This window comes from Flavonifractor sp. An91, from assembly GCF_002159225.1.
GTDB lineage: Bacteria > Bacillota > Clostridia > Oscillospirales > Oscillospiraceae > Flavonifractor > Flavonifractor avicola.
Genome location: NZ_NFHA01000003.1, coordinates 73,061 through 97,064 on the forward strand (window position 1 = coordinate 73,061; position 24,004 = coordinate 97,064).

At 50.1% G+C, this 24,004-nt stretch carries 19 protein-coding genes; 3 read left to right on the plus strand and 16 right to left on the minus strand.

The window, feature by feature from the left end; genetic code table 11:
* Positions 1 to 106: 106 nt before the first annotated feature.
* The 6 genes from B5G42_RS03170 to B5G42_RS03195 all read right to left on the minus strand — a co-directional run bounded on the left by B5G42_RS03170 (position 107) and on the right by B5G42_RS03195 (position 5,304).
* Positions 107 to 1,360, minus strand: a complete 1,254-nt coding sequence (locus B5G42_RS03170; protein ID WP_087266538.1) for an anti-sigma-I factor RsgI family protein — start codon at positions 1,358 to 1,360, stop codon at positions 107 to 109.
* Positions 1,357 to 1,938, minus strand: coding sequence for an RNA polymerase sigma factor (locus B5G42_RS03175; protein ID WP_087266541.1), 582 nt, complete (start codon positions 1,936 to 1,938; stop codon positions 1,357 to 1,359). Before B5G42_RS03175 ends, B5G42_RS03170 begins: the two co-directional genes overlap by 4 nt.
* A gap of 135 nt (positions 1,939 to 2,073) precedes the next feature.
* Positions 2,074 to 2,535, minus strand: a complete 462-nt coding sequence (locus B5G42_RS03180; RefSeq protein ID WP_242961111.1) for a sigma-70 family RNA polymerase sigma factor — start codon at positions 2,533 to 2,535, stop codon at positions 2,074 to 2,076.
* Positions 2,532 to 4,196, minus strand: coding sequence for a recombinase family protein (locus B5G42_RS03185; protein WP_242961112.1), 1,665 nt, complete (start codon positions 4,194 to 4,196; stop codon positions 2,532 to 2,534). Before B5G42_RS03185 ends, B5G42_RS03180 begins: the two co-directional genes overlap by 4 nt.
* Complete coding sequence (locus tag B5G42_RS03190; RefSeq protein ID WP_087266543.1) at positions 4,183 to 4,377, minus strand: hypothetical protein; 195 nt, start codon at positions 4,375 to 4,377, stop codon at positions 4,183 to 4,185. The genes B5G42_RS03185 and B5G42_RS03190 overlap by 14 nt, the downstream gene beginning before the upstream one ends.
* A gap of 492 nt (positions 4,378 to 4,869) precedes the next feature.
* Positions 4,870 to 5,304: a sigma-70 family RNA polymerase sigma factor gene (locus B5G42_RS03195; RefSeq protein ID WP_087266545.1), complete on the minus strand. Its 435-nt coding sequence runs from the start codon at positions 5,302 to 5,304 to the stop codon at positions 4,870 to 4,872.
* A 503-nt stretch (positions 5,305 to 5,807) separates the two neighbouring features.
* On the opposite strand from B5G42_RS03195, the gene B5G42_RS03200 reads away from it, so the two are divergent.
* Positions 5,808 to 6,113: a carboxylate--amine ligase gene (locus B5G42_RS03200; RefSeq protein WP_087266547.1), complete on the plus strand. Its 306-nt coding sequence runs from the start codon at positions 5,808 to 5,810 to the stop codon at positions 6,111 to 6,113.
* Between the two features lie 64 nt (positions 6,114 to 6,177).
* Here the strand turns inward: B5G42_RS03200 and B5G42_RS03205 are convergent, their stop codons facing one another.
* From B5G42_RS03205 to B5G42_RS03235, 6 genes are all read right to left on the minus strand, one after another.
* Positions 6,178 to 9,306 carry a type III restriction-modification system endonuclease gene (locus tag B5G42_RS03205; protein WP_087266549.1) on the minus strand — a complete coding sequence of 1,043 codons (3,129 nt, stop codon included), beginning with the start codon at positions 9,304 to 9,306 and terminating at the stop codon, positions 6,178 to 6,180.
* Positions 9,307 to 9,856: 550 nt separating this feature from the next.
* Complete coding sequence (locus B5G42_RS03215) at positions 9,857 to 11,707, minus strand: site-specific DNA-methyltransferase (RefSeq protein ID WP_087266553.1); 1,851 nt, start codon at positions 11,705 to 11,707, stop codon at positions 9,857 to 9,859.
* Positions 11,700 to 12,230, minus strand: coding sequence for a super-infection exclusion protein B (locus B5G42_RS03220; RefSeq protein ID WP_087266555.1), 531 nt, complete (start codon positions 12,228 to 12,230; stop codon positions 11,700 to 11,702). The genes B5G42_RS03215 and B5G42_RS03220 overlap by 8 nt, the downstream gene beginning before the upstream one ends.
* A gap of 3 nt (positions 12,231 to 12,233) precedes the next feature.
* Positions 12,234 to 14,885: an SNF2-related protein gene (locus B5G42_RS03225; protein ID WP_242961113.1), complete on the minus strand. Its 2,652-nt coding sequence runs from the start codon at positions 14,883 to 14,885 to the stop codon at positions 12,234 to 12,236.
* Positions 14,886 to 15,052: 167 nt separating this feature from the next.
* The gene (locus B5G42_RS03230; protein ID WP_087266557.1) at positions 15,053 to 16,594 is read right to left on the minus strand and encodes an endonuclease NucS domain-containing protein; all 1,542 of its coding nucleotides are present in this window, start codon (positions 16,592 to 16,594) and stop codon (positions 15,053 to 15,055) included.
* A gap of 187 nt (positions 16,595 to 16,781) precedes the next feature.
* Complete coding sequence (locus tag B5G42_RS03235; protein WP_242961114.1) at positions 16,782 to 17,522, minus strand: hypothetical protein; 741 nt, start codon at positions 17,520 to 17,522, stop codon at positions 16,782 to 16,784.
* 131 nt (positions 17,523 to 17,653) lie between these two features.
* On the opposite strand from B5G42_RS03235, the gene B5G42_RS03240 reads away from it, so the two are divergent.
* A complete protein-coding gene (locus B5G42_RS03240; RefSeq protein ID WP_087266561.1) occupies positions 17,654 to 17,989 on the plus strand; it encodes a hypothetical protein in 336 nt (111 codons plus the stop codon).
* Positions 17,990 to 18,129: 140 nt separating this feature from the next.
* Here B5G42_RS03240 and B5G42_RS03245 read toward each other — a convergent pair whose 3' ends face one another.
* Positions 18,130 to 18,780 carry an SLOG family protein gene (locus tag B5G42_RS03245; RefSeq protein WP_343286685.1) on the minus strand — a complete coding sequence of 217 codons (651 nt, stop codon included), beginning with the start codon at positions 18,778 to 18,780 and terminating at the stop codon, positions 18,130 to 18,132.
* On the opposite strand from B5G42_RS03245, the gene B5G42_RS03250 reads away from it, so the two are divergent.
* The gene (locus tag B5G42_RS03250) at positions 18,688 to 18,894 is read left to right on the plus strand and encodes a helix-turn-helix domain-containing protein (RefSeq protein WP_087266564.1); all 207 of its coding nucleotides are present in this window, start codon (positions 18,688 to 18,690) and stop codon (positions 18,892 to 18,894) included. The genes B5G42_RS03245 and B5G42_RS03250 overlap by 93 nt on opposite strands.
* A 246-nt stretch (positions 18,895 to 19,140) precedes the next feature.
* Here B5G42_RS03250 and B5G42_RS03260 read toward each other — a convergent pair whose 3' ends face one another.
* The 3 genes from B5G42_RS03260 to B5G42_RS03270 form a co-directional block, all read right to left on the minus strand.
* Positions 19,141 to 20,484, minus strand: coding sequence for a C40 family peptidase (locus B5G42_RS03260; protein WP_242961115.1), 1,344 nt, complete (start codon positions 20,482 to 20,484; stop codon positions 19,141 to 19,143).
* An 825-nt stretch (positions 20,485 to 21,309) separates the two neighbouring features.
* Positions 21,310 to 23,664 (minus strand): VirB4-like conjugal transfer ATPase, CD1110 family, encoded by a 2,355-nt coding sequence (locus tag B5G42_RS03265; protein ID WP_087266568.1) that lies wholly within the window; start codon positions 23,662 to 23,664, stop codon positions 21,310 to 21,312.
* On the minus strand, positions 23,661 to 24,002 hold the full coding sequence (locus tag B5G42_RS03270) for a PrgI family protein (protein ID WP_087266571.1): 342 nt from the start codon (positions 24,000 to 24,002) through the stop codon (positions 23,661 to 23,663). The genes B5G42_RS03265 and B5G42_RS03270 overlap by 4 nt, the downstream gene beginning before the upstream one ends.
* Positions 24,003 to 24,004 lie beyond the last annotated feature (2 nt).

Sequence of the window (24,004 nt, forward strand, 5' to 3'; positions counted from 1 at the left end):
CATCATTATACCCATGGGGGTATAGGTTGTCAAGGAGAAGTGCTATTCCCTTTCTATAAAAAAATCGGGCAGCCATATGGCTGCCCGATTTTTGGAAACAATCTGTTCAGTCGTCCCGCTCGGCACTTAGAATCCTGCCATCGGCAACGCTGATTTCATACTCATATTCATATTGGCCTGACTTAAACTCCACCTTGTAGCATCCATCATCCGATTCCAATTCCACTTCCAACTCCCGCGTATCCGAAAGAGCCACTCCGGCGTTGGACAACGCAATATCTCTGGCCTGCTGGCTGCTGATGGTGCCGCTGGAGCCCCCCTGAGGCTGTTGGGTCTGGCCCGGAGCCGGTGTCTGGATGGTCTGTCCCTCCTGCTCCGCCTTGATAATAGCACCAGTGGCCGCGTCGATGTCGTATTCATACTCCACACCGCTGACGCCAAATTCAACCTCGTAAACCATCCGGCCATCTTCATAGTCATAGTCAGCTTCCAGGTAGTCCAGCTGGGACTGTTGAACACCGGCATGGGTCAGCGCCGTCTGGGTGGCAGCATCCACACCCACATAGCCACTCTGGCTTGCAGTACCGGTAGAACGGATGCTTTCCTGCTCACCGTTCTGGCCTGTCAGGTCGGCAGCAGCCTCGGAATTGGCCAACAGGTTCAGTTCGTTGATGGACAAGCCTACCAGCGACTCAAAGGTCAGGTGGGAACTGCTGTCCACCAATGTCTGGATCAATGCGGCCTTACCCTGGGAGATCCCGTATTCTTCCGCCTTCTGCTGCAAGGCATCATCTGTGGCAAAGCTCTGGGAAAGGATGGCTCCATTGATAGAAGCCGACTCCAGCACCTGGGAGATCTCCCCTGTCAGCTTCTCTTCCAACGCAGCGCCCCGGGTCAAATCGTCATCCTCCACCGAAATCAGCACAGAATTGGCCAGTTCATCCACATATCCATGCTTCAGCAGAGAGCCAATAATGGCATTGACCGCCACCTCCAGATCCGTACCGGTCAGATCCATGCCGTCCAAAATCTGATTGGCATCATCGTTGACCGGGGTGGCGGAAAGAACCTTTTCTTCCCGGTTTACCTCCAGCCGGACACAGGGATTCACGTCGAGGGAGACCACAGAGGCTACCGCGTTGGCCTGCTGATACCGCACTCCGGCCACACCGCCGCCAATGGCAAGCGCCAAGCAGGCAGCCGCGATCCAGGGCAGGATGCGCTTTCGCCGTTTGGGTGCGGAAATCGGAATAATCTTCCCATTCTGGGGCCCCAGGCGAGCAAGCACCGCCTCCACATCGTCAGGCGCGGCGTGCTCCAGTGCCGTATGGAGTTTACGCTCCAATTCCTGATCATTCACGGTTTCTCACCCCCTTCCAGTATGGTCCGCAGCTTCTGCAGCGCCCGGCGGTACTTGGACAGCACCGTAGACAGCGGCAGATCCAGCAGGTGCGCGATCTCCTTATGTTTCCAGCCGGTGACTGCGTGGAGGGTAACCACCTGGCGCTCTTCATCGGTCAGACCTTCCAGCGCAGCCCACAGTACCTGACGGTCCTCCACCGTTACCAGAGGACTGTCCGCCGCCAGCCGTTCCCAGGATTCCGGTTCCAATTCCTCCGTCTTGCCCCGCTCCCGCAGCTTCATCAGGGCCAGATTGCGGGCAACGGTGAGTACCCACGCCAGCGGTGTACCACGGGACTGGTATTGATGGACATTTTCCCAAACACGCACAAAAGTATCTTGCGTCACATCCTCCGCATCATGGGTATTCTTGAGATAGGAGAGAGCAAGGCCGTATACAGCTGTCCGGGCATGGTGATAGAGTTCCGCCAGTGCCTCCTGTTCTCCAGCCTGCATCCTGACCAGCAGCGGCTCCAGAACATCTGGAGCGGTCACCCGGCGGCTCTCCTCCGCCATGGTCTCCAGCAGGATCAGCATAGTTTTCTCTCCTCTCATTGGTGGAATGCAAAACACAGGCATTTTATTGCACTCAAATCAAAATAATTTTGCCGTCCGCACGAAGGCAAGACAGTTATTGTTATTATAACCCAACAATCACCGCCGCGTAAAGTCCTACCGCTGGGTCCCCATGGCTGTCTCCAGTTTTTTCAGCGCCTTTTTTTCAATGCGGGATACATAGGACCGCGAAATGCCGCATTTGGCAGCCACCTCCCGCTGGGTCAGGGGCTTACGGTCATTTAATCCGTAACGGAGGGTAATGATAGCGGCCTCCCGGGCATCCAGGCACTTCTTTACACATTCCCGCACCTGGATACACGCGTCTCTGGCATCCAACTCCTCCAGCATATCGTCATCCACACTGATGGTATCCATTAGAGAAAGCGAATTCCCGTCCCCGTCTCCATCAATAGCGTCTGACAAAGATACCTCCCCCTGGGTCTTACGCTGGGCACGAAAGTGCATCAGGATCTCATTTTCAATGCAGCGGGACGCATAGGTAGCCAGCCGTACTTTTTTATCCGGTTTAAAGGTACCAATTCCTTTGATCAGCCCAATGGTACCAATAGAAATCAAGTCGTCCTGATCCCCATTGGGGGTATAGTACTTCTTAAAGGACTATTGCAAGAGACTAATCCACCCCGCTGAAAATGGGCTGAAGCCTGCTGCCCCAGCCGGAGATAGATCTCTAAATAGATCTGCTTATCGTCGCTTTGCTCCAACACCACAATGTGATCCAGGATCGTCGCCACGACTTCAGATTGGATTCCATTTGTAAAGTTCAGTTCTTCCCACAGGGCCTTTTCCAGGAGTTTTGGGTCAATCTCCGTACTTTTTTGCATTTGCTCCTGCTGACACAGAGACATCCGCTGTTCCTCTAGGGCGGAGATCTGGCGGTTGAAGCGTCCGTTGCGCTCCTTAAACTCCTGGAGGGTAATAGCATCCGCCATGCTCAGCTCCAGCAGCTTATCCTTCTTCTCCCCGATCTGGCTGATCTGCACCTCGATCCGCCCAATCTGAGCGGAGTAATCCACCCCGCACGAGGTTTCCCCAATGCTGTCCAGCACCAACCGGATGATCTGTTTTTTCTCTGTAACCACCTTCTCAAAGAGGTCGGCCAAGACCTGATCCACTTCATGGGTACGGATACCCGGTAGATCGCACCCATCCTTTCCTTTCTGGCGGTAGGTCTTGCAGCGCCAGAACTCCGTCTCTCCTTTCTGGGTCTTAAAGGACTGGCGATGGAAGCTGGTGCCGTGTCTGCCGCAAATGATTTTCCCACTGTATGGATAACGGTTGTGGTAACTGGTGGCTTTTGTCCGAACCTCACGGCTCCGCTGCTTGAAGATGGCGTTAGCCTGATCCCACAACTCTTCCGAAACAATGGCTGGGATGTTGGGATCTGGGTACATAACCCATTCACTCTCGTCCAAAAAGGCTTTCTTTTTGGTTCGGTAATCCAGCGACTGGGTCTTGTTGCCGCAGTACCATCCCTTGTACTTAGGGTTGGTCAGAATATGCCGGATGGTCAGCTGATTGAACTCATTACCCAGCAGGCTGGTGTGTCCTCGCCGGGTCAACTCCTGAGAGATCTTTCGGATTCCATACTTCCCAGTGGCGTAGAGTTCAAAAATGAGCCGCACCGCCTCAGCCTGCTCCGGGATAATGGTCAGCTTGCAGTCCTTCTTATCGTACCCCCACAGACGGTTATTGCCCAGAACATGACCGTTCTTGATGGACTGTCGGAACCCGAATTTCAAACGCTCGGACAGCTTCCGCACCTCATCCTGGGCCACCCCTGCCATCACCACCAAGCGAAACTCGCTATCCGTATCCAGGGTATTGATGTTGTCATTTTGAAAGAGAACGCCCACATTGGCATCCAGCAGTTCCTGAGTGTACTGAATGCTGTCCAATGTACTTCTGGAAAATCGGGAGATCTCTTTGGTAATAATGAAATCAAACAAGCCCCGGTGGGCGTCGTCAATCATCCGCAGAAAACTCTCCCGCTTATAGGTGCTGGTTCCTGAGATACCTTCGTCCACATACCCCTGTACGAATGTCCAGTTGGGATTTTTCTGAATGAATTCCGTGTAGTATTGAACTTGGTTTTCCAAACTTCCCTGCTGCTCCACTTTCTCCGTAGATACACGGGCATAATATGTAACCCGCAGGGAAAGGTCGTAGATAGACCTGCCCATCCGTAACTGTTCCCGCAGCTTTCTAATGGTCATCATGCCGTTGATCCCCCTTCTGCTCTTGTACTTGTAAAGGCTTATCTTCAGCATAATGGGTGAAATGCTTTCTGTCAAAAAACCGAGAATGACTGGCAGAATGATAAAGATCCTCTGAGATAAAGTTCCGCTGCCACAGTCGCTTCAAAAGAACAAGCCCGATCTCACGGTCAATCTCATTCATGCTCAAACCTCCTTCTCGGTAAGTTATGCCTTTTGAACGGATACTATGATGTTCGGATTCAAAGCCACATGAACGCACTGGCAGCGTGTGCTGCCAGTGCGTGGTATCTGACTTTGAATATGCCGGTCATATTCATCGCCATATTTATCGAGCCCCTGGCGAAATGGGAACATGGCAGGTTGTCCGTGGCGAGGACGATTCATAACTCCACAGCGTCGGTCGTACCGTGCGCCGTAGGGTTCCCCCGCTTACGTGGGAGGCCACCGTTCGGAAGTACCATTATGTCTGTGCTGCTCTCCTCCTGAATGAGCCATAAGCACCCAGGCGTATCGCTTACAAATCGCTCACATCGGTGTGACCGATGGTCATGGCGGTAAACGAAAAATTGCATTGGCACAGTGACGTACCTGCTCATGCTGCCGATATTCCATTATCAAGGTTCACCGAGAAGTGAAAACCCCTCTATTAACAAGGACATCTGGAGGCGATTTTTTAAGTCTCTTTGAAAAGTTTTTCTAAAATCTTTTTGAGATTCTTTTTGCCAGCCTGGATGCTGTAATAGACCGCTTGTACGGAGGTGCCGTCCGCAGCGGCGATTTCTTCCAAGGTCATGTCCATAAAGTAATAGGCATAGATCCGGTCTGCCTGTTTTCTGGGGATAGACCGCATAGCTTTGTAAAGTTCTTCGTTCTGGATATGCCGCATCGTTTCTTCTTCCGGCCCAGGTACTTGTTCTAAAATGTGAGCCTCCACTCCCGGTTCACTGTCCAGAGATACCACATCCCCGTTTCGGCTTCTCCGCTTCTCCAGGGCCTGGTCAGCAAGACGACACTGCTCAAACATGGCGTCAATCTTGTAGGAAACAGGATATTCCGAGTATGTAGAATCCAGATGGGGGTATTCTTTTCTCAAATCAATAAATTTCATGTTGGCAACTCCTTTGAATTGTTTTGAAGTATTCAAAGAAGTTGCTACGGGTACGCTGCTATGGAGGGATGCCAGTGCGCTGTAAACCAATCAAACTGCAAATAAAAAAAGGCATATCGAATCTCATCGTTTTTACGACAAAATTCGATATGCCTAACACAAACGGATTCCCCGGGGCCGGGTCTGTCAAATAACAAAAGAAAAGAGGATTTTCTTTTCCGTTTCAGCGGACGGTCTAGAAAATCCTCTTTTCTATGCCACGGGTTATACAGTTGTTTTGATTCAAAAAGAATTGCGCACCGAGATCACTCTTTCTATAAAACTTTTAATATATCATACAGTTGAGGTCGAAAGAATGATAACACAGTCGGAAGGTCGAAATTTGCTGACAAATGGAAAGAAAACAGTGCTTTTACTGAAATTAGGTTTAATTCATATTGCGTTTCCTACGTTCCCACGCTAAAATGATGGTAGGCAGAACAACAGGAGGAGGTTTGAGCGACATGAAATATCTTCTGTACCGATCCCCTGGAAGCATAGAGAAGGATGTGACAAAACACGAACTGGTGGCTGTGGAATTTGGTACAGACATCTATGAAGTCACGGAGGCTCTGGTCGAAGCAGCGTCTCAAGATCTGGCTGGTATGCCGGAATACGAGGGGTGCCAGACTGCTGCCTATGCTCCCGAACCGTTAAAGCCATTCCGTAAGGTCAAACGCTACGACTACGAGATGATGGGTATTGTCTATCCTACTCATGGGGATGAAAATATCTTGATCGACTATGGAGTTGCAGAAAGACCTGAATAAAACGCAAAAAGGGAAACCCGGATTCAGTCCAGGTTTCCCTTTTGCATTGTGTCATAATTTCTATTTATAGCCGCCCTCGCAGCTCCGTCCAACTGGTGGCAGTCTCCAGCTCCACACCGGCGTTAAGCGCTTTGAAATGCTCCTTGCCGCAGTGGATTTTTAGCTGCTCACTGGTTTTCAAGTGCATAAAGCTGGTATCACCCTTGGTTTCCAGGACGAAATACAGCTTTTCCTCGCCATTCTTGTTGAGATACACAGCCCAGTCGGGGTTGTACGTGCCGATGGGGGTTTCAATTTTGAATCGGCTGGGAATCTTGAAGAACATCTTCACATCCGGGTCGTTGTCCAAGGCCACGGCAACCGGCTTCTCCACCGTGGAGCTGTCGTAAACCACATAGTCATAGACGCTGTGTTCCACCTTTACGGCGTTCCGATCCAGGTTAGCAAGCAACTCAGTGGTGTCGAAGATTTCCTGCACATAATATTCCTGGCCGTCCAGCTTCACATAGCGGATACCGTCGATAGCCAGGGCGTGGCGGTGGCTGCGGATCAGCTCTACGACTTGCTCCAGAAATGCCTCCGGGTTGTTGAGGAAATCCCCGCACCGTCCGCTCTCCACCAGAATCCGGTTGACGGTGGCCGGGGTCAGCAACGTTTCATCGCTGATGGCGGTAATAATGTCCGGCAGGGCCTGATAGTCGTTGGCAATATCCATTGTCCGCATTTCCCGTTCTATGTGACTGATTCCAGCCTGTTCAATATGGATGCCGGCGGTCTGGGACACCAGTCGGGTTTTGGGGATATGGGGCATTTCCCGGATAGCTTTGACGCAGTTCTCCACAAGCTGCTCGGTGTCAATGCTCACCCGATAAGCGGTTTTCTGCTTGATCTTGTTCCATAGCTCCAGGAACTCCGGGGAGAGCATGACTTGTTTGTTGAGCCGCACCACCACATCACGGGAAGCATCCCGCACCGGGGGCTTCCGGTCGGCATTGGCGATAATCTGCTCAAACCGCTCTCTGGCAGCTTCATATTTTTTCGGCAGGTCAAGGGTTCCGTTTTTCAGAGCGTTTTTCATGGTGTCCTTGACCTTGCCGGTGCTGGTGATATACCCCTTTTGCTCAAAATGTTGCAGCAGCTCGGTTGCTTCCTCGTGAGTGACAGTGTGTTCCTCCACCACGGTTTCCGTATAGGTGGTTCCGGCCAGAGATTCCACCGCCACCGGCTGGGCTTTTTCCACGATTTCCTGTACCACTTCTTTGACAGGCTCCAGCGCCTTGGGCAGCTCGATTTCCCTGGGCTTGATTGCAGCGGCCACCTGACCAGCCTCATCAATCACACCAGCGGTTTTCAGGGCCTCCACTACCGCCTGGGCCTGTTCGGTCGTTACCTGCTTCTCCACGTCCCGATGGGCCTCATAGACCATGCCGGAAAACAGACTAAGCTGAAGCACACCGAACTTGACGCCGGTTTCGTCCTCGATCTCTTTCTGGAGGGTGGAAGCAAACTCGGAAAAGCTCTCGTTGGCCATGACGTGAAGGACATTGATATTCTTGTCCTCGATGCGCTCGCCGTCCTGGTTGACGCACAGGCGCAGGCCACGGCCCACCTTCTGACGGCAGGTAAAGGTGGACTTCTGCTCAATCAGGGTACAGACCTGGAACACGTTGGGGTTGTCCCATCCCTCCCGCAGTGCCGAGTGGGAGAAAATGAACCGCAGCGGACACTCAAAGCTGAGAAGCCACTCCTTGTCCCGCATAATGGTGTTGTAGGTGTCATCGTCGGCCTGAGTGTCGCCCTTGGTGTCCTTCAGACGGCCCTTTTTGTCCTGGGAGAAGTAGCCGTTATGTACCTTACTCACATCCGTGGTGAATCGCTCCTGAAGGACGGCATACTTGGGTTTCGCTATCAGCTCCTGATAGCACTCCTCAAACATGGTGGCATAGATACCGGGTGTGCCGTCCTCATGGCGGTACTTGTCCACCTTGTCGATGAAGAACAGGGACAGCACCTTGATGCCCTTGTCCAGATACCGCAGCTCTTTGTCCAGGTGGGTTTCGATGGTGCGCCGGATCTGCGCCTTCTTGACGATATTCTCGTCCACATCGCCAATGGCCTTGCCCAGCTTGACCTCCTGGGTATTACCAAACTCGATATGCTCAAAGTCAGGGGTGCAGTCAATTCCAGCGATGGTGTAGCCCTCGTACAAGTCCCGTTGCCCGGACAGCAGAAACAAATCGTCTCCCGGCTTGACGGTAATGGCCTTGCGGGTCACGGCTCCGGTCTTACCCTTCACATCCAGTTCCACTCTGGCCTTAAAGCCCTTGTCGTTGCTGACGGAAAGTAGCCGCACATAGGCTTGATTGAAGCCACCGGCAATCTGATTGGAGGACACGGCGATCTGCTTGACCAGCCCCATTTGGTAGGCATCCACTGGGGTCAGACGGTAGAGCAGATTGATTTTTTCCCGGTGAGTAGCGGAGTACCGCAGTACACACAGGGGGTTCAGCGTGGCAATGGCTTCCTTGGCCTTGGGGGTGTTGTCTACGCTCTGGGGTTCGTCGATGATGACGATAGGATGCGTGTTCTGGATAAAGCCCATGGCCGTTTCACCGTTGAGCCGATCCTGGGCCTGATTGATGATATTCTCCGCCTTCTTGAAAGCGTCGATGTTAATAATCATCACTTCGATGTTGGAACTGGTGGCAAACTGCCGCACATCGGACAGCTTGGCAGAGTTATAGATAAAGTATCGGCACGGCACATTGTCATATTGCAGGCCAAAATGCTCCCTGGTGATTTCAAAGGACTTATAGACACCTTCCCGGATAGCCACCGACGGCACCACAATGACAAACTTGGTGAATCCGTACTTGCGGTTCAGCTCAAAGATGGTCTTGGTATAGACGTAGGTCTTGCCGGTGCCGGTTTCCATCTCGATGCAGAACTGGCAGTCCTCCGCCGAAGGGGTCAGGGGCAGGTTGTTCCGCTTCTGGACGGTGTGCATATTGGCAGTCATAGTCTCCTGGTCGATATAAAGGGCGTTGCCCTGGCCCATTTCCGGGAGAAGGGATGTCTGCCGCTCATCCACCACGGAGAAGGTGCTTTGGGTTTTCTCCTGGCCGGTAAACAAATCCACCACAGCGTTGACTGCCTGGGTTTGGAAGTCTTGGGACTTGAATTTTAGTTTCACTGTTGATCCTCCGATTTAGGGAAAAGTCCTCGCTGGACATTATCGCTAATCAGCATTTTTATATGATCTATTTGAGGAATTCCGTGCTGAAATCTTCGGTTGCACCTTACACATTTTAGATAATCACAAAAATCGTCGCCATACACCAAAGGTGAACCACAATAATTGCATACCGGATGTAGGTCATCTACATAATATCTTCCAAAAGAATCTCGACGCCATTTCCACTCCCAGTTCCAACCGTTAATACTGTCTTTTTGGTATTGTATCCATAAAGGATTCGACTGCTTATAATTCTTAGCGTTGCCAATCTTAAATAGGATGAACAGTATTCCTATAATAATTACCATTGCAACTACTATCCACCAAACTTTAATGTTGAATTGGAGGAAGGAAGTTACACAGTTTATTATGAAGGATAAAATATTTTTAGCAGTGCTTAGAAGTTGCCTGTTCTTTACCATATCGTAAAGCACTGTCAATATAAAGCTGAGGATAACTGGGATAATTGCAACGATAACAGGATGTTTTAGAAGCCTTTTCATTTTTCTTACACCAACTTCAATTCAATCCCATGATCTCGCAGGATGTAGTAGGCATTGGCCATGGCGGTATCGTCAGCAAAGCTGTCACGGGAGATAATGATTTTTGCCGGGGCATATTCGGTCATCTGCTCCACGTCCTCCGGCCGCACATCCTCTGCCAGACAGACCAGCAGCAGGTAATCATCGCCTACGCCATACACTGTCTTGTTGTTGACGGAGAACGAGGTTACGGAGTAGGTCAGCGGTACTCCCAGCTTGAGCATGATTTCATAAATCATATCCAAGTCGGTGCGCTCCGGCTTTACCCGGTGGATCATGGTGTTCATCCGCTGGTATAGCAGATCGAGCTGCTCGTCCTCAATGGGGGTGGCGTCCCAGGTTTTCAGATTGGACGTGTCCAGCTTAAAGACACGGAAGCCCACATCCAGAGACTGCTTGTCCCCTTCCATAGTAACTTGTGCGTGTTCCTCCAGAATTTTCTTTCCGGCCCGTCTGATTCGCTCTTTGCCGATCTCGCAGATATTCTTGTACCCGGCCTTGTACGCCTCGCTCTTTTCGTCGCACAGTTCGGGGAGCTGCACCAGAATAAAGCGCCGGTTGCCGCCGTCCTCGGCGTTGAGCTGCATCACCGCATGGGCGGTGGTAGCAGAGCCAGAGAAGAAGTCGAGAATAATATCGTCTGCATTAGACACTTGGGAAATTAGTTGTTTAATAATCTCAACTGGCTTTGGAAAATCAAATAAATACCTATTAAACAATCCGCCAATTTCCTTGGTCGCAGTATTTGTGTAAATACCAGTGTTGAAAATAGATGAAAAACCAGGGAGATTATCTGACAGTTCGTTCAAGAATGATTTTTTGCGTGGACGCCCCTCTGGGTTGTCGGGCCAAATAATCCGTCCTTCTTGAATGAGCCGATTCATGGTGTTTCGATCATATCGCCAGCCTTTTTCGGGGCATCCGTAGTTTCTCCCATCTGCCGGATTGATTAAATCATAGTGCAAATTTGGACGTGCATCGGCAGTAGCAAGGCCCACCATATTAGCACTTGTCCAGGGGCCACGAGGGTCATTATCAGGATTCTTATATTGTTCTGTTTTTCTGTCAGTTCCACGGAATACTCGGTGTCCAAATTGTTTTGTATAACACACAACATATTCGTGGTCTATTGAAACACCAGTAATATTTCGATTGTCTTTATTCTGCCTGCTTTGCCAAATAAATTGAGCCACGAAATTTTCTTCGCCAAAAACCTCGTTGCACAGCTTTTTGAGATTATCAATCTCAACATCATCTATTGAAATGAAGATTACACCATCGTCCCGTAGAAGATTTGCCGCCAGACGCAGGCGGGGATACATCATGTTGAGCCAGTTGGTGTGATAGCGGCCCATGGTTTCCGGGTTACTCTTGGTGGTCTGCTGGGTCACTTCCTTGTACCGGGCCATGGGGTCAGCAAAGTCATCGGCGTAGACAAAATCGTTGCCGGTGTTGTAGGGCGGGTCAATGTAGATCATCTTCACCTTGCGGTAGTAGGCCGTTTGCAGCAGCTTTAAAACCTCCAGGTTGTCGCCCTCGATGTAGAGGTTTTGCGTGGTATCCCAGTCCACACTTTCCTCCGGGCAGGGGCGTAATGTGCCGGTGGAACGCTTCTGGGCCAGCCGCAGGCAGTCCGCCTTGCCCTTCCACTCAAACTTGTACTTCTCAAAATCGTTGTCGATGTACTCCCCGCACAAAGAAAGCAGCTTGTCAATGTCCAGCTTGCCCTCACTGACGCACTCCGGGAATACCGCGCGCAGCTTGTCCAGGTTGGTTTGTTCTATGTTCATGGAAAGTCCGTCCATCATGTCAGGCATTTTCTTGTACCTCCTGAGTTTTCAATTCGGATACTTCAAGGTATTCGGGATGCTTGCGAAGCACTTCAAATACCCAAGGTTGAATAAAGCCCAAGGACATTCCCCGCGGGGCCATACTTGTTCCAGAAGGCTGGGAAATAACCCTAAATGTTTTAAGCTTTTGTGCCACAGGATCTACCATGGAAAAAACAATGGCAGTTTGCCCTTTGTCAAAAAAACGCTTCAAGTAAACTTTTTCTTCATCTGAAAGGTTTTTTAAAATATATTTATATGTCCTCCATGTGCTGATTTGATCCAACTTTCGTTTGGCTAAACCAGCAATATGTTTAACAATGTGAGATATGAGCAGCGACGCAGATACCGCAAACACAATAAAAATCCATATCCCATATTTTTCTCTAAACACAGTAATATCAAATGGTAAAAGAATTGCAGGAAAGAAAAGTAAGAACATGCAGGCAAAACAAACTGCGAAGGATACTCTTGCAGATACATCTAAAACTTTTCCTATATCCAAATTCATTTATCACACCTCAACTTTCACCACAAACTCTCTCTGCACCCTTGCCGTCAGTTTTTCCTTGTCGGCAAAGGATTTTATTTTTTCTTCCAGCTCCATATCCAGCCGCATGGCGTCAAAGAACTGGCTTTCCTGCCGCTTCATGTACTCCTGCCGAAACTGGTTGATTTTCTTCTGTGCGGCCAGCCGTTTCAGCCGGTCGCTGGTGACGGCCTCCAGCTCCGTTTGCGCCTGCTGCACCTGGCTGTCCAGGGTGTTCAGCTCCCGAATCAATGCCGCCTTATCAGCGGACACCTGCTGCTTCATCCGTTCCATTTCCTCGGCCTGGGCAGGAGACAAACGCTCCAACTGCGCCTCCAGCAGCGCCTCCTTTGGCACCAAATTATCCAGCGGGTGGGGACGGCTGCTCCCTTTTAACCAGTGGGGAGATCTCCGCTCATCCTCGGTGTAGCCCTCCACCGGCAAGTCCAGGATGCTGCGGCAGGCTGCATCGTCCAGGGCCTTGCCGCTCTCCGTTAGGCCACATAGTACGGCGTGTTCCGTGCGGCTGGAGTCTGATACCAGGGTCACGGTATAGAGGGCAATCTGGCACGGTTCCGGCACTGTTGGAACAGTCAGCACTCCCTCATTGGCACTCTCCAGCTCGTGGAGAATCCCACGGCCTATGATGCTGGACAAGGTAAGCTGTCCGGCCTTGGGTTTGAAATCCTTTGCCATGCCATACACCTTCTGACTGTGGTAGGGCCGGTTCCGGCTCCCCGTCCAGTAATAGAACAGCACTGGCAGTTCCTGATACTCCGTAGCCGTAATGGTACGGTTGGCTTCGTCGATCACAAAATAGCAATCGTCGTTCTTTTCATTGTAACGGTTGAAGAACCATTTGGCAATCTCCCAAAGGTCGTTGTTCAGCTCCAGGCTGCGGCGGTTCACATACTTGGGATTGATCTTCACCTTGTCGGCCAGCTCCTTGGTGAAGGTGGTAAACAGAATGTCCTCCGCAGCGGAAACCGTCTGCCGGTTATCTTCCTCGTGGGTGTCCAGGGTCTGGCGGTATGCCTGCTCGATCTGCGCCCTGGGCCGCAGCCGCTGGGCAATAACCGGAAAGGCCCCCTTCACATCATCGGTAAAGCCGCCCAGAACATCGTCGGTGATGCCAAAAACACCATCCGTCACCAGCATCCGCTTGTTGACCAGCTCCAGTTTGCGGACATCTGCAAAGTTGTTCTTGTCAATGAAGGCCACGGACAGCACATCATTCTCCTGGCCCAGCCGGTGGCAGCGGTCGATCCGCTGCTCCAGCTTCAGGGTGTTGTACGGCAGGTCGTAGTGGATGATAAAGGCGGCTTCCTCCAGGTTGAAGCCCTTGGCTCCGTTGTCGGTGGAGATCAGCACCTCGCCCTCCTCTTTGAACTGGCGGATCACGGAGTAATCGGCGCTGCCGTTGTAGGCCAGGGTGCGGTACTGGCCGGAAAGAAGATCTAGGAGCATCTTCTGGGTTTCCACGCTCTCGGTGAAGATAACGGCCTTCCGTCCGGCTCCCGTTCTCTTCATCAGCGAAAATCCCTGTTTCAGAACGGTCAGCAGTTCACCAGCCTTGGCGTCCTGGGAGATGCCCTCGGCCACGGCCTGCATCTCCTGCCATTGTGTCAGCTCCTCCGCTGCGTTCTCCAGCCCCTGGAGCCGCTTGGCGATACCCTTGATGGTTTGCAGAATCGCCGCCGTAGAGGAACCCAACAGGCCCAACAGCCGTAGAGCCAGGTCATATTGATTCATTTCAGGAAAGGCTTTCTTTTCCGGCTGGTTGATGTAGGCATACAGCAGGTCATAGAGCTGCCGCTCTGCCTTGCCGGGGGTGTGCTCCACGGTCAGCAGCACACGCTCTGTCACCTTGGCGTAGTGCTTGGCCTGGGAACGGAGGGTGCGGAAGCAATAGCGGCTGACCTGTTCGCTGAGTTCCGGGTAGTTCTCCGGTCGGCGCAGATACCGGGCCAGAAACTCTTTTTCTCCCGGCAGCAGTGTTTCGTCGATGAACCAGATCAGGCCGTACAAGTCCATGATGTTCTTTTCGATGGGGGTGCCAGTCAGCAACAGCTTGAAGGAGTCACCGGCGATCCGTTTGAGAGCCTTGGCCTGCTTGTTGTCCTCCTGGTAGACCGGGGACAGGGCATTGGCTTCTTCAAATACCGTCAAGTCCCAGTTGACCACCTTTGCGGCTTCCTCGTTGTCGGCGGCAAAGTCGTAGGTGGTGATGACAATGGCATCTTGGATAAAGGCGTTGGGATGGTCAGGGGCGCTGTGGGCCTGCCATTCTTTACGGCTGGTCAGCACCACATAGGGAACGGTATAGAATCGCTCCAGCATTTCCGTCCACTGGTGCAGCAGGTCAGCATTGGGGATCACCAGCAGAATCCGGCTGCATCCCTCCAGCCACTTTTGATTGATGACCAGCATGGCCTCGTGGCTCTTGCCCATACCGGCTTCATCACACAGGACAGCCCCCTTCTGATAGGGTGAACGCAGGGCAAAGCTGGCCGCTGCAATCTGAAACGGATAGATTTCAATATCCGATGATGCAAAGACCGGGAGGAACTGTTCTTCTTCCGGCAACTGCTCCAAGAGCCGAGCCTTGTAATAGGCATGAAACGGTGTTTGCAGCATGACGTATGCCCTCCGTTGTCCAGGTACTTCTTTTGTTTATTATGTCAGATTTTAGGGAAAAAGGCAACGTTGAAACAGATAAGCGGGAGCTGCTTATTGGGCAGCTCCCGTTTATCTAGGCGGTGATATTCAGTAAAGAACTATACGAAAATAGAGGCTTTTGAATTTCAAATTTCAGTATAGGAAATGCTATACTCAAAAAGACGCATTTGGGAATCCTGCTTGACTTTTCTTTTAAGTTCAGCAGTAGGGCTATTCAAACATATAAGGCCGTAAACGTGTTGTCCGGACTTCGCAATATCTGCTTCTACCCATTCAATATATGTTTTAGTTTGTGTGTACGCATCATCGTAACCGGAGTCTTTTTTTAGCTCAATCACATAAAGGTCGTTGTTATTATCCGTTGCCAAAATATCAAGTCTACCAGTACGAAGAATAAATTGTCTGCCGTACACGCCTCTTTTTTGATAGACCTTTAGTGGAAGGCCGAAAACCGGAATACCCTGTTCCATTCTCTGAATTAGTTCATCTTCAAGAAGTTTTTCACTGGTAAATTGATGCTTTTTTATTCCTATGTTAATCGTGGAAGTGTCTGCTGCACTATCTTGTGAATCTGTATCCACATCACATTTTTTGGTTGCCAGGGGACGTCCAATTCTAGCAACGAGTTGTTTTGACACCTTATATCCACTTTTCTGAACAAATTCTTTTGCCTTCTCTTGCTGACCTAATCCCAAATAAGTACGAACGAGATTGTTTGCCGCAAAGCGTGTATCTCTTTTCTCGGATAAACATTTGCGAAATACATCTTCAGCATCATGGTATTTCTTCTGCTTAAACAAACAATATCCCAGGTTATTCAAGGCGTTTTCTGCCTCTGGAAAAACTTCTAATGTTTTTCTGTAATATGCTTCTTCTAACTGATAGTTGCGCTTTTTTCCATAGCACCAAGCCATCCAAAAGTAAATATTGTCCGTATAGAATATGCCTACACGATCTTTAACATCCTCATATTGTTCTAAATACGATAGAGCGTTGTTCCACATCTGCATATTATAATAGGTGTATCCCAATAGTTCTTTCGCCAAATATATATCTCTATTGGTTTGCAACACTCGCAACAGCGCATCTGCAATATCTTCATTTTTTGTCCCGTAATAAACGCTTTCCAATGCCTCACACATTTCTGGAATACCCTTACATACGCCGGGTCTATCAAGCAGTTTTCTCAAATAACTCCACATCCCAGGAATGCCTTCTTTTAGCGGTAAGACCAGACAATAAATAAAGTCTGAGCATGACATTTCTTCATCTTCATCCAAATAACGCTTTATCTTCGCAGGAACATACTGTGCGAGCCTTTTGTTAATTGCTCCAGATTTTCCGGTAAGTAAATCAATTACTGCAAAATATATTTGCTTGATGGGGTCACCGTCCGATAATCTTATAACAGAATTTCGATATTCGATAAAGCAGGGATCTTTCATAACATCGCATTTCATTAACTCTGAATATCTGAGATACCCCATTGTCAAGCTATCTAAAAGCAAGTCGCAGTATTTACTCTGCAATTCGTCATGAAATACAGGGGGGGCAGATATTATAACATTTCGGCATTCTTGAAAATTAGGTTCCTTGGAAAAATCAAGTTGGTCATATGCTTGACAAAGCTTGTTTTGATAATGAATAAGTTCCTTTGATTCTGCCATGCTGAGTTCCTCCTGACGGTCTATTAGCCAGCTCTTATATATTTTCTAAGTTAAAATCTGTTTGTGTGGTTTTTTATTATATCATAAAAGCAATAGAGCGGTTAGACGTGAATTCAAGACTGTATTGAGTATGATGACAGGCCTAACGGAAATCGCTCTCCGTTGGGCCTGCCTAGTGGTCACGCATTTAATCTTTTAATGAAACATATCCAAAATGATATTGAGAATCTGAGATCGTCTGTTTTAAGCTGCGCCCTGTGCTTGTTATTTTGAGCATTTCAGCAGTGATTTGAGTTTCATGACAAATATGTGAGAGTTTTAGCCAAATTCTTGCAAGTTCACCATGAAATTCAGCAGGGTAATTGGTGTTATCTGGGCAAGACACAGGAGTTTTTGCGGAAAAAATTTCTTCAACATTGGCTGAAAATGCGATGTCGTTATCGTAGTGTTCATTGTTGATAGCAAAGAGAATCTTGACGCTTTTCCCGGATTTAATCCTATCGTTATACCACTTCACTCTAGTGTCACTCATTCCGAAGAAAAGTGATTGCGTGGAGAACCAAGTATATCCACGCTTAGCTTCATCTGAAATATATAACGCCATCGTTTCTTCACCATCTAAAGTAACTCCACTAGACGTAGAAAGCCCTAATTTCATAAAAATATAATCTGAACCATCCATCTGGATACTGTCTCGATCAGCAATCATAGCTTTCACTTCCTCCACATGAAGATATTTTTTCTTTAATCTCAGGTATAGCTCCTCGTCTTTAGCGAGCATATACATTTCTAAAACATCATTGAGTGCGGCGGTTTTTGTCATTCCTTTTTCCGACACAAAGTCATTAAACATCTCTTGAACGGTGTCGGCCACTGTGATAGTCATGTAATTTTGCCTGCCCATTAAATCCCCTCCATTGTGTACCATATAGCCGGTAGAGTTTCTTCTAAAGTGTACCATACTCCCGGCAGAGTGTCAAGCAGCATAAAGTAGTTAATAGATCATTATTGAAAGTGACTGATACGTATGGTATTCTTATATCGAGGTAGGTGATTATAATGCCTGATACCGAAAACAAAAGAGTTCGGCGTACCACAGAAGAACGAATTGCCGAGATTGATAACAAAATTGAGGAACTCGGCAATCAGATCCAGGCGATTGAGGCTAAGAAGCAAGAATCTATTGCAGTATTTGATGACCGAATTGCAAAAGTCCAGGCCCGGATTGAAGGCTTGAACAAGCAAAAGGCAGATATTCTCTCCCCCAAGCCGCCTCGGAAGCCGAGAAAAACCAAAAAACAGAAGATCCAGGATTTGATGAAGCAGGCGCAAAAGGCTGGTTTGAAACCGGAAGAAATTGCCGAGCGTCTTGGCCTCAAGATTCAGGAAGAATAACGATAGTTGGAGAGCCTGTTGCTATTTGAAATCGGCAATAGGCTCCTTCATTTCAAATAGAATTGTTTAGAAGTTAAGATAGAATTATGATTAAGAAAAACTGTGGCCAACCGAAATGTTGTCCACAGTTTTAATTTAGCTCATACCTTTATAAGATGAACTTCTTTGCCAAGCGTATGTGCACAGCGCATGGTAAATAGAGTCCCGCCGTGATCACGCCCATCATAGACAGCAATTACCAGCTGTGACTGGTGTACCATATAGCGATTTCGTTGCATGAAACAGGATGGAACATACTTTTCGCATTCTACCTTAACCCCATCGCAGGCCCGCAACAGTTCGTGGAACTGCTGATTTTTCGTTTTTAATTTCCCTGCATAGGGAATAGCTGCCTCCAAAAATAACTCCGGGTGCTGCCTTTTTTCTTCGGCCACGATAGAAGCGAACATGAGGTCAACTCCTTCAGCAAAGCCGGATATGAACCGAGTATATCCATCCTCAAGCGCTGACAAGATTTCATGCCTAAGTGCTTGTTTCACATAATCGATTCGTTTTTCGGGAATATCTCTGTGCCCAGTCACACAACAAGTTTTCTCATTCACCTGTAATTCTCCCCTTTCATAGGAATAACCGATTTTGGTTAATATGATTATATACCATGTTCGGTTAATATTCAAATAAAAGGGGGCTAGTGCATCGTGATTTCTTATGAAAAACTGTGGGTGACTATGAAGAAACGAGGAATCACGCAATATGCGCTGATAAAAAATTTTGGCATAAGCCCTGCGCAAATTACTCGCTTAAAGAGAAATGAGAGCGTAAGTACACACACGATTGATGTATTTTGCGGAATATTAGATTGCAACGTTGAGGATATAATGGAGCATATCAAAGAAGATAAATAAAAAACTGGGGGCTATGGCAATACCATAGCCCCCAGTTTTATCCAATCAAAAGCCGACGAGCCTGCATACTATTTCTGCACCTACGATTAAGAACATACCATGCAGCCTCTATCCACTCCCGATCTGAGTAGGCAGAAATGTCAACCTCTTTGAGTTGAGGGAAATGCCGGTCAGATTTTGGGAGGAATCTCAAATCGGAAATGTAGGTGCAATTTTTCTGCTTTGCCAATAGTGCCACAAGTTCCATTATGCACCTCCATAAAAAACTGGCCTGCCGATGGAGGTAAACCCCTCCTGCCCGGTGATGACCACATTGTTGGCGCTGAAGGCACAGTGCAGGATCAGAATATTGCCGCTCTCGTCCCAGCCGCAGACGATCCCAACATGGGTATCCTCCGGGTAAAAGACCAGATCACCAATCTGCGCCTCCGCCCAAGAAATGTTGGTACAGTAGCTGTGCTGCGCCATAGCACCGCCACCATGGCCGATGATGTACTCACCACCTGTTGCGTTGTAAAACACCCAGTCCACGAACCCGGAGCAGTCCAGGCCATAGGGCCGGTAGGTGCCTGTGGTGCTGTTCCCTGCCGCTGTGACCTCTGTGAGCCGTCCCCAGCGGCTGTCCCAACCCAGGACGAGGCTTTTACCGCCCCAGAAGTAATTGACCTTCCCCACCAGGGAACAGGCCGCACGGATGACCGCCTCACGCTCTGGGGACAGATCCTCCGGCAGATTCAAAAGGACATCCTTGGCATCGGCGGTTATGTTCATCAGACTTCCAATCAAGTCCGCCAGCATCTCCCGTTCCTCCAGCAGTTCCTGAAGCATCTCAAGTTGCTGAGTCGTAAAGTTATATTCCGCAGCTGCTTCTTCTGCCGTTTTGCCTGTAATGGTGATGTGGAGGATTCGCTCTGTGTATCCGTCATCGGCCCCCTCACTGCTTTCCGGGTGGTCGATTTCCTCCACTTCATGGGCAACGGCATTCATATCCCAAAAGACTGCCTCCAGCCGGTCGATCCGGTTCTCGTCCAGGGTCACTACGTCTGTGGCGTCTGTGTCATTGCTGCCGGCAACCTTTACCGCAAAGACGGCCAGTACGTCAACCCAGTCCGCTCCGGTTCCCTCAATCACAACATCGTCATAGCTCTCCGCTGTCTGCAATTCCTCCAGGGTTTCATTGTAGGCATAGTTGACCTGGGCCACGGCAACCGATACGGGTACACCGTCCTGACTGCCATCCCCCGCAAAGAAAATGCCGAAGGGGGACGCTGCAATAGCGGCCACAAGAATTAGGCAGAGGAGCACGATCAGCAGGATCACACCTCCACCAGCAGCCAAAACCCCCTTAACCGCAGCCAGGGCCACCCGCCCAACTGCCTGGGCGAACCGCATGGTGAGTTTTCCAGCCTTGGCCGCAGCCTGTTTTGTCCGCTGACCGGCCTTTTTGACCATTTCTTTCTGCGCCCTCCGGCGGGCCAGGGCCTTAGCCTGCTGCGCCGGGGATAGTTGCCGCTGGACGGTCTTGCTGTGCTGAAAGGGTGTCTTTCTTTTTTGCAGCGCAGTCCCCAGTTTTGGCCGGTTTCCATCCACTTTAAGAGAGCGGGGCGCTTTATTGCCGGGTTTCTGGCCCAAAGTTTTTAGGTTCCTGTCTTTTCCGGCAGGTATCTTAAAATCCGGTGTTTCTCTCTGGCCTACGGGGGACTGGACACCGTTCCGCCAGGGCTTGTCAAAAGAACCAGCATTTTTATTGCCTGCATTAGGAAGGGGACGTTCGCCGCCTCCAGGGGAGTCGTGTCTGTTTGGCTCTGCTAAGTGGGATTGATCTCTCGTACTAAATTTAATCTGCTCCGCTTTCTTTGCCTTTGACCGCTGAGCGTCCTTGATGGCCTTTTTGCGTCCGAGTTCCTTTTGCCTTCCTCCTATATTTTGTGTGTCACTATTTGGATGAGCACTATTAGTTGTGGAAAAATCGGTGGAAGTTGTGGACAAGTCATGCCGATAGTATTTTGTGGGCGATTCGGCCCTTTCATAGCTGTCGAAATGGTTTGAATCCAAAGGGGTGTCAGTATTCGGCCCCAACGCTTCGCCAGGGGTGTTTGCAGGTTGAGAACTGCTTGTCTGAGGCTGTTCTGACACGGTGTTCGTATCCTGTGTCACTTTCTTCCGGCGACGTCGGACAAACTCTTTTTTTACCTTTTGCTTGAGGGCGTTACCTGCGGTTCTTGCCACCCGCTTTCCGCCGCCGTCCACATGATCGGTAGCATAACGCACCGGGTCTTTCTGGCCCGGTGCGTTGCGTTCTTGCTGCTCCTGGTACTTCTCCTTGATGATGGACTTGGCTTCTTTGGGAACAAAGCCGGATATTTTCACTTTTGGCTTGTCCATGGAGCCTTTTTTCTTAATGTCAGCCATAGCTTATCCCTCGCCCGGACGAGTGCTCATCAAGCGGTACAACTCCGTATCCTTGGGAAAGTCGTTGACGAAGGGGACGATGGCACCGCCGACTTTGATCAGGCCGTGACCAGCGGGAGCATTATTCACATGATCCATCTGGGTATCCGAGGTGCCCAGCAGTTTGGCCAGCTCCATCCGATCCGTAGCGGCCTGGTTGAACATGAGGAGGAATTCACTGTTTGCAAACATGAGTTTTGCTGTTTCGGATCGCAGACACTCCTCCACATTCTGGGTGATGCCGGTCAGCATGGCACCATACTTTCTGAACCGTTTCCAACACTTATAGAGGAATTCACCGCTGTACTGGTTGATGCTGCTCTGGCCCCGCCCGGAGCCGCTGGAGAAGAACAGGTAGATCTCGTCGATATAGACGTGAGTGTACCGGCCCTGCTGCCGGTTACGGATGACACGGTTGAAAATGGCGTCCAGCATGACCAGCAGGCCCACGGGTTTGAGGTTCTCGCCCAAATCCTGAATGTCAAAGCACAGCAGCCGGTTATTGGAGTTGATATTGGTCTGATGAGAGAACACATTGAGGGTGCCGGTGGTGAACAGCTCCAGAGCCAGGGCAATATCGTGGGCGGCAGGCTCTTTCTGCATCATCAGATCACGGTGCAAGTCCTTCAAGGTGGGAGGCTCCCCCTTAAAGTCCTTGATGTATTCCCGGTAGATATTGGCCGTACAGCGGTCGATGATGGATTTTTCTTTGGCCCCGATTTCCTGATTGCCCATCAGCTGCTCACATAGAGACATGATGAACTCGCTTTTCAGCACCAGGGGATTCTTGCCGTCGCCATATTCCGCCGACAAGTCCAGGGCGTTGATGTAACTGCACTGGTCGCTGGAGGCCGAGATGGTGATGACCTCACCCCCCAGCGCCCGAACAAGAGGGCCGTACTCTCGCTCCGGGTCTACCACAATGATGTCATGGTCGGTGCCGAGCATCAGGGAGGTCAGCTCCTGCTTTGCCGCCATGGACTTGCCGGAGCCGGAAACGCCCAGGATAAAGCCGTTGCCATTGAGAAGGTTGGCCCGGTTGCAGATAATGAGGTTGTGAGACACGGCATTGACACCATAGTAAACGCCGCCCTTATCCTGGATCTCCTGGGCCTTGAAGGGCATAAGGACGGCGGTGCTCTCGGTGGTCAGGCTGCGCATGGCCTCCACCCGCTGGAGGCCATAGGGCAGCACGGTGTTGAGGCCGTCCTCCTGCTGGTATTTGAGGGTGGAGATCTGACAGCCACGGCCCTGCCCGATGGAAACCAGCGTTTCGGTGTCTTGATCCAACTGCTCCAGCGTGTCGGCCAGATGGGTGATGGTCACCTGTCCCAGCATCAGGCCCTGGTCACGGGTGGTTACATCGTCCATCAGTTCACGGGTCTGGAGGCGGCTTTGCTCCAGGTGGTACGGGATGGTAGCGTTGAAATTGTTGAGGGAATTCTGCCGCTGGGTAAAGCGGCCTACGTCCGATTCAATGGCCATGATCCGCCGCTGGATCTCCTTCACCACTTCATCGGTGGGAATGGGCAGAAGGTTGATGGAGATCATCATGTTCTGGGGTAGGTCGCTCAGCTCCGTAATCATCTCATCCTTAATGAAACTGGCATAATCCCGGAGGAACAGGACACGGCCCACCTGATCTCCAATCTCATAGTGGTCTTTATAGAAAGTCATGCAGTCCGGGGCAATGGCGTCCCGGAAGTCATTACCCCGGTGAGCGATGCGGTTGAGGTCAAACTGAAAGTCCGGGTCATTGGGACGGAAGAAGTCATGGAACAGCCGCATACGCTCCACCACGTTGGTATCCCGCACCATAACATCCATGCGAGACAGGTAAGTGCTCAATTCCGTGCCCACACGATTGAAGAAGGCACGGGCCTCCTCAATGTTTTTTCGCTCCACAGAAATGGTGATGTACTTCTCCTGGGTGAGATTGTTGCTGTTTGCCGCATTTTCCGTCAGAATGTCATTGTATTCCACCCGGTAGCGATCCTTGCCGTCACCAGCCATCTGCATCAGCAGGTTGCGGCTAAACTCCTGCTGGTTCATGGTACGGTTAAACAGGGTGATCTTCACCAGCGCCCGCACCGGCAGGGAGTTTAGGAAAGCGCAGTAGCTGAGGAACAGCGCCTCCTTTTTTTCCGGCCCAGCTACCGCATAATTGACATCAAAAAATCGCCAGGTCTTGGAGTAAAGACCGGCGACTTCAAAGACACCATCCTTATGCACTTTTTTGATGGGGATTGACTGCTGGACGCTGCGGGGGATAAAAAACTTTTCAAGATTGGGGTTTTTCCCCTTAAAGGGCTTAATCATTTCCTTTTTCCCTCCTGTCGCTTGGTTTCGGGGATAAAGCGGTTTTGTGATTTCCAAACACGGTGATTGGACAGCAGAAAGCAGGACTTGAACCACACCCAGGCGAATTTCTCCAGCTTCATGCCGTTATACTGGAAAAAGCCAGCCACCGCAAAAGGAGCGGCCCCCAGAATACAGATCCAGCTCACCGATTCCCGGCCCATGAACCTGCTAAGCAAAGCATACAGCCCCAGAGCGGTTCCAACCGCCAGGGCGGAGCAGAAAAACTGCCGCATGGTCAGGCCGAAGAAGATGGTTTCCTGATAGGTCAGGATTTCTTTGTTGATTTTGATTTCCATAG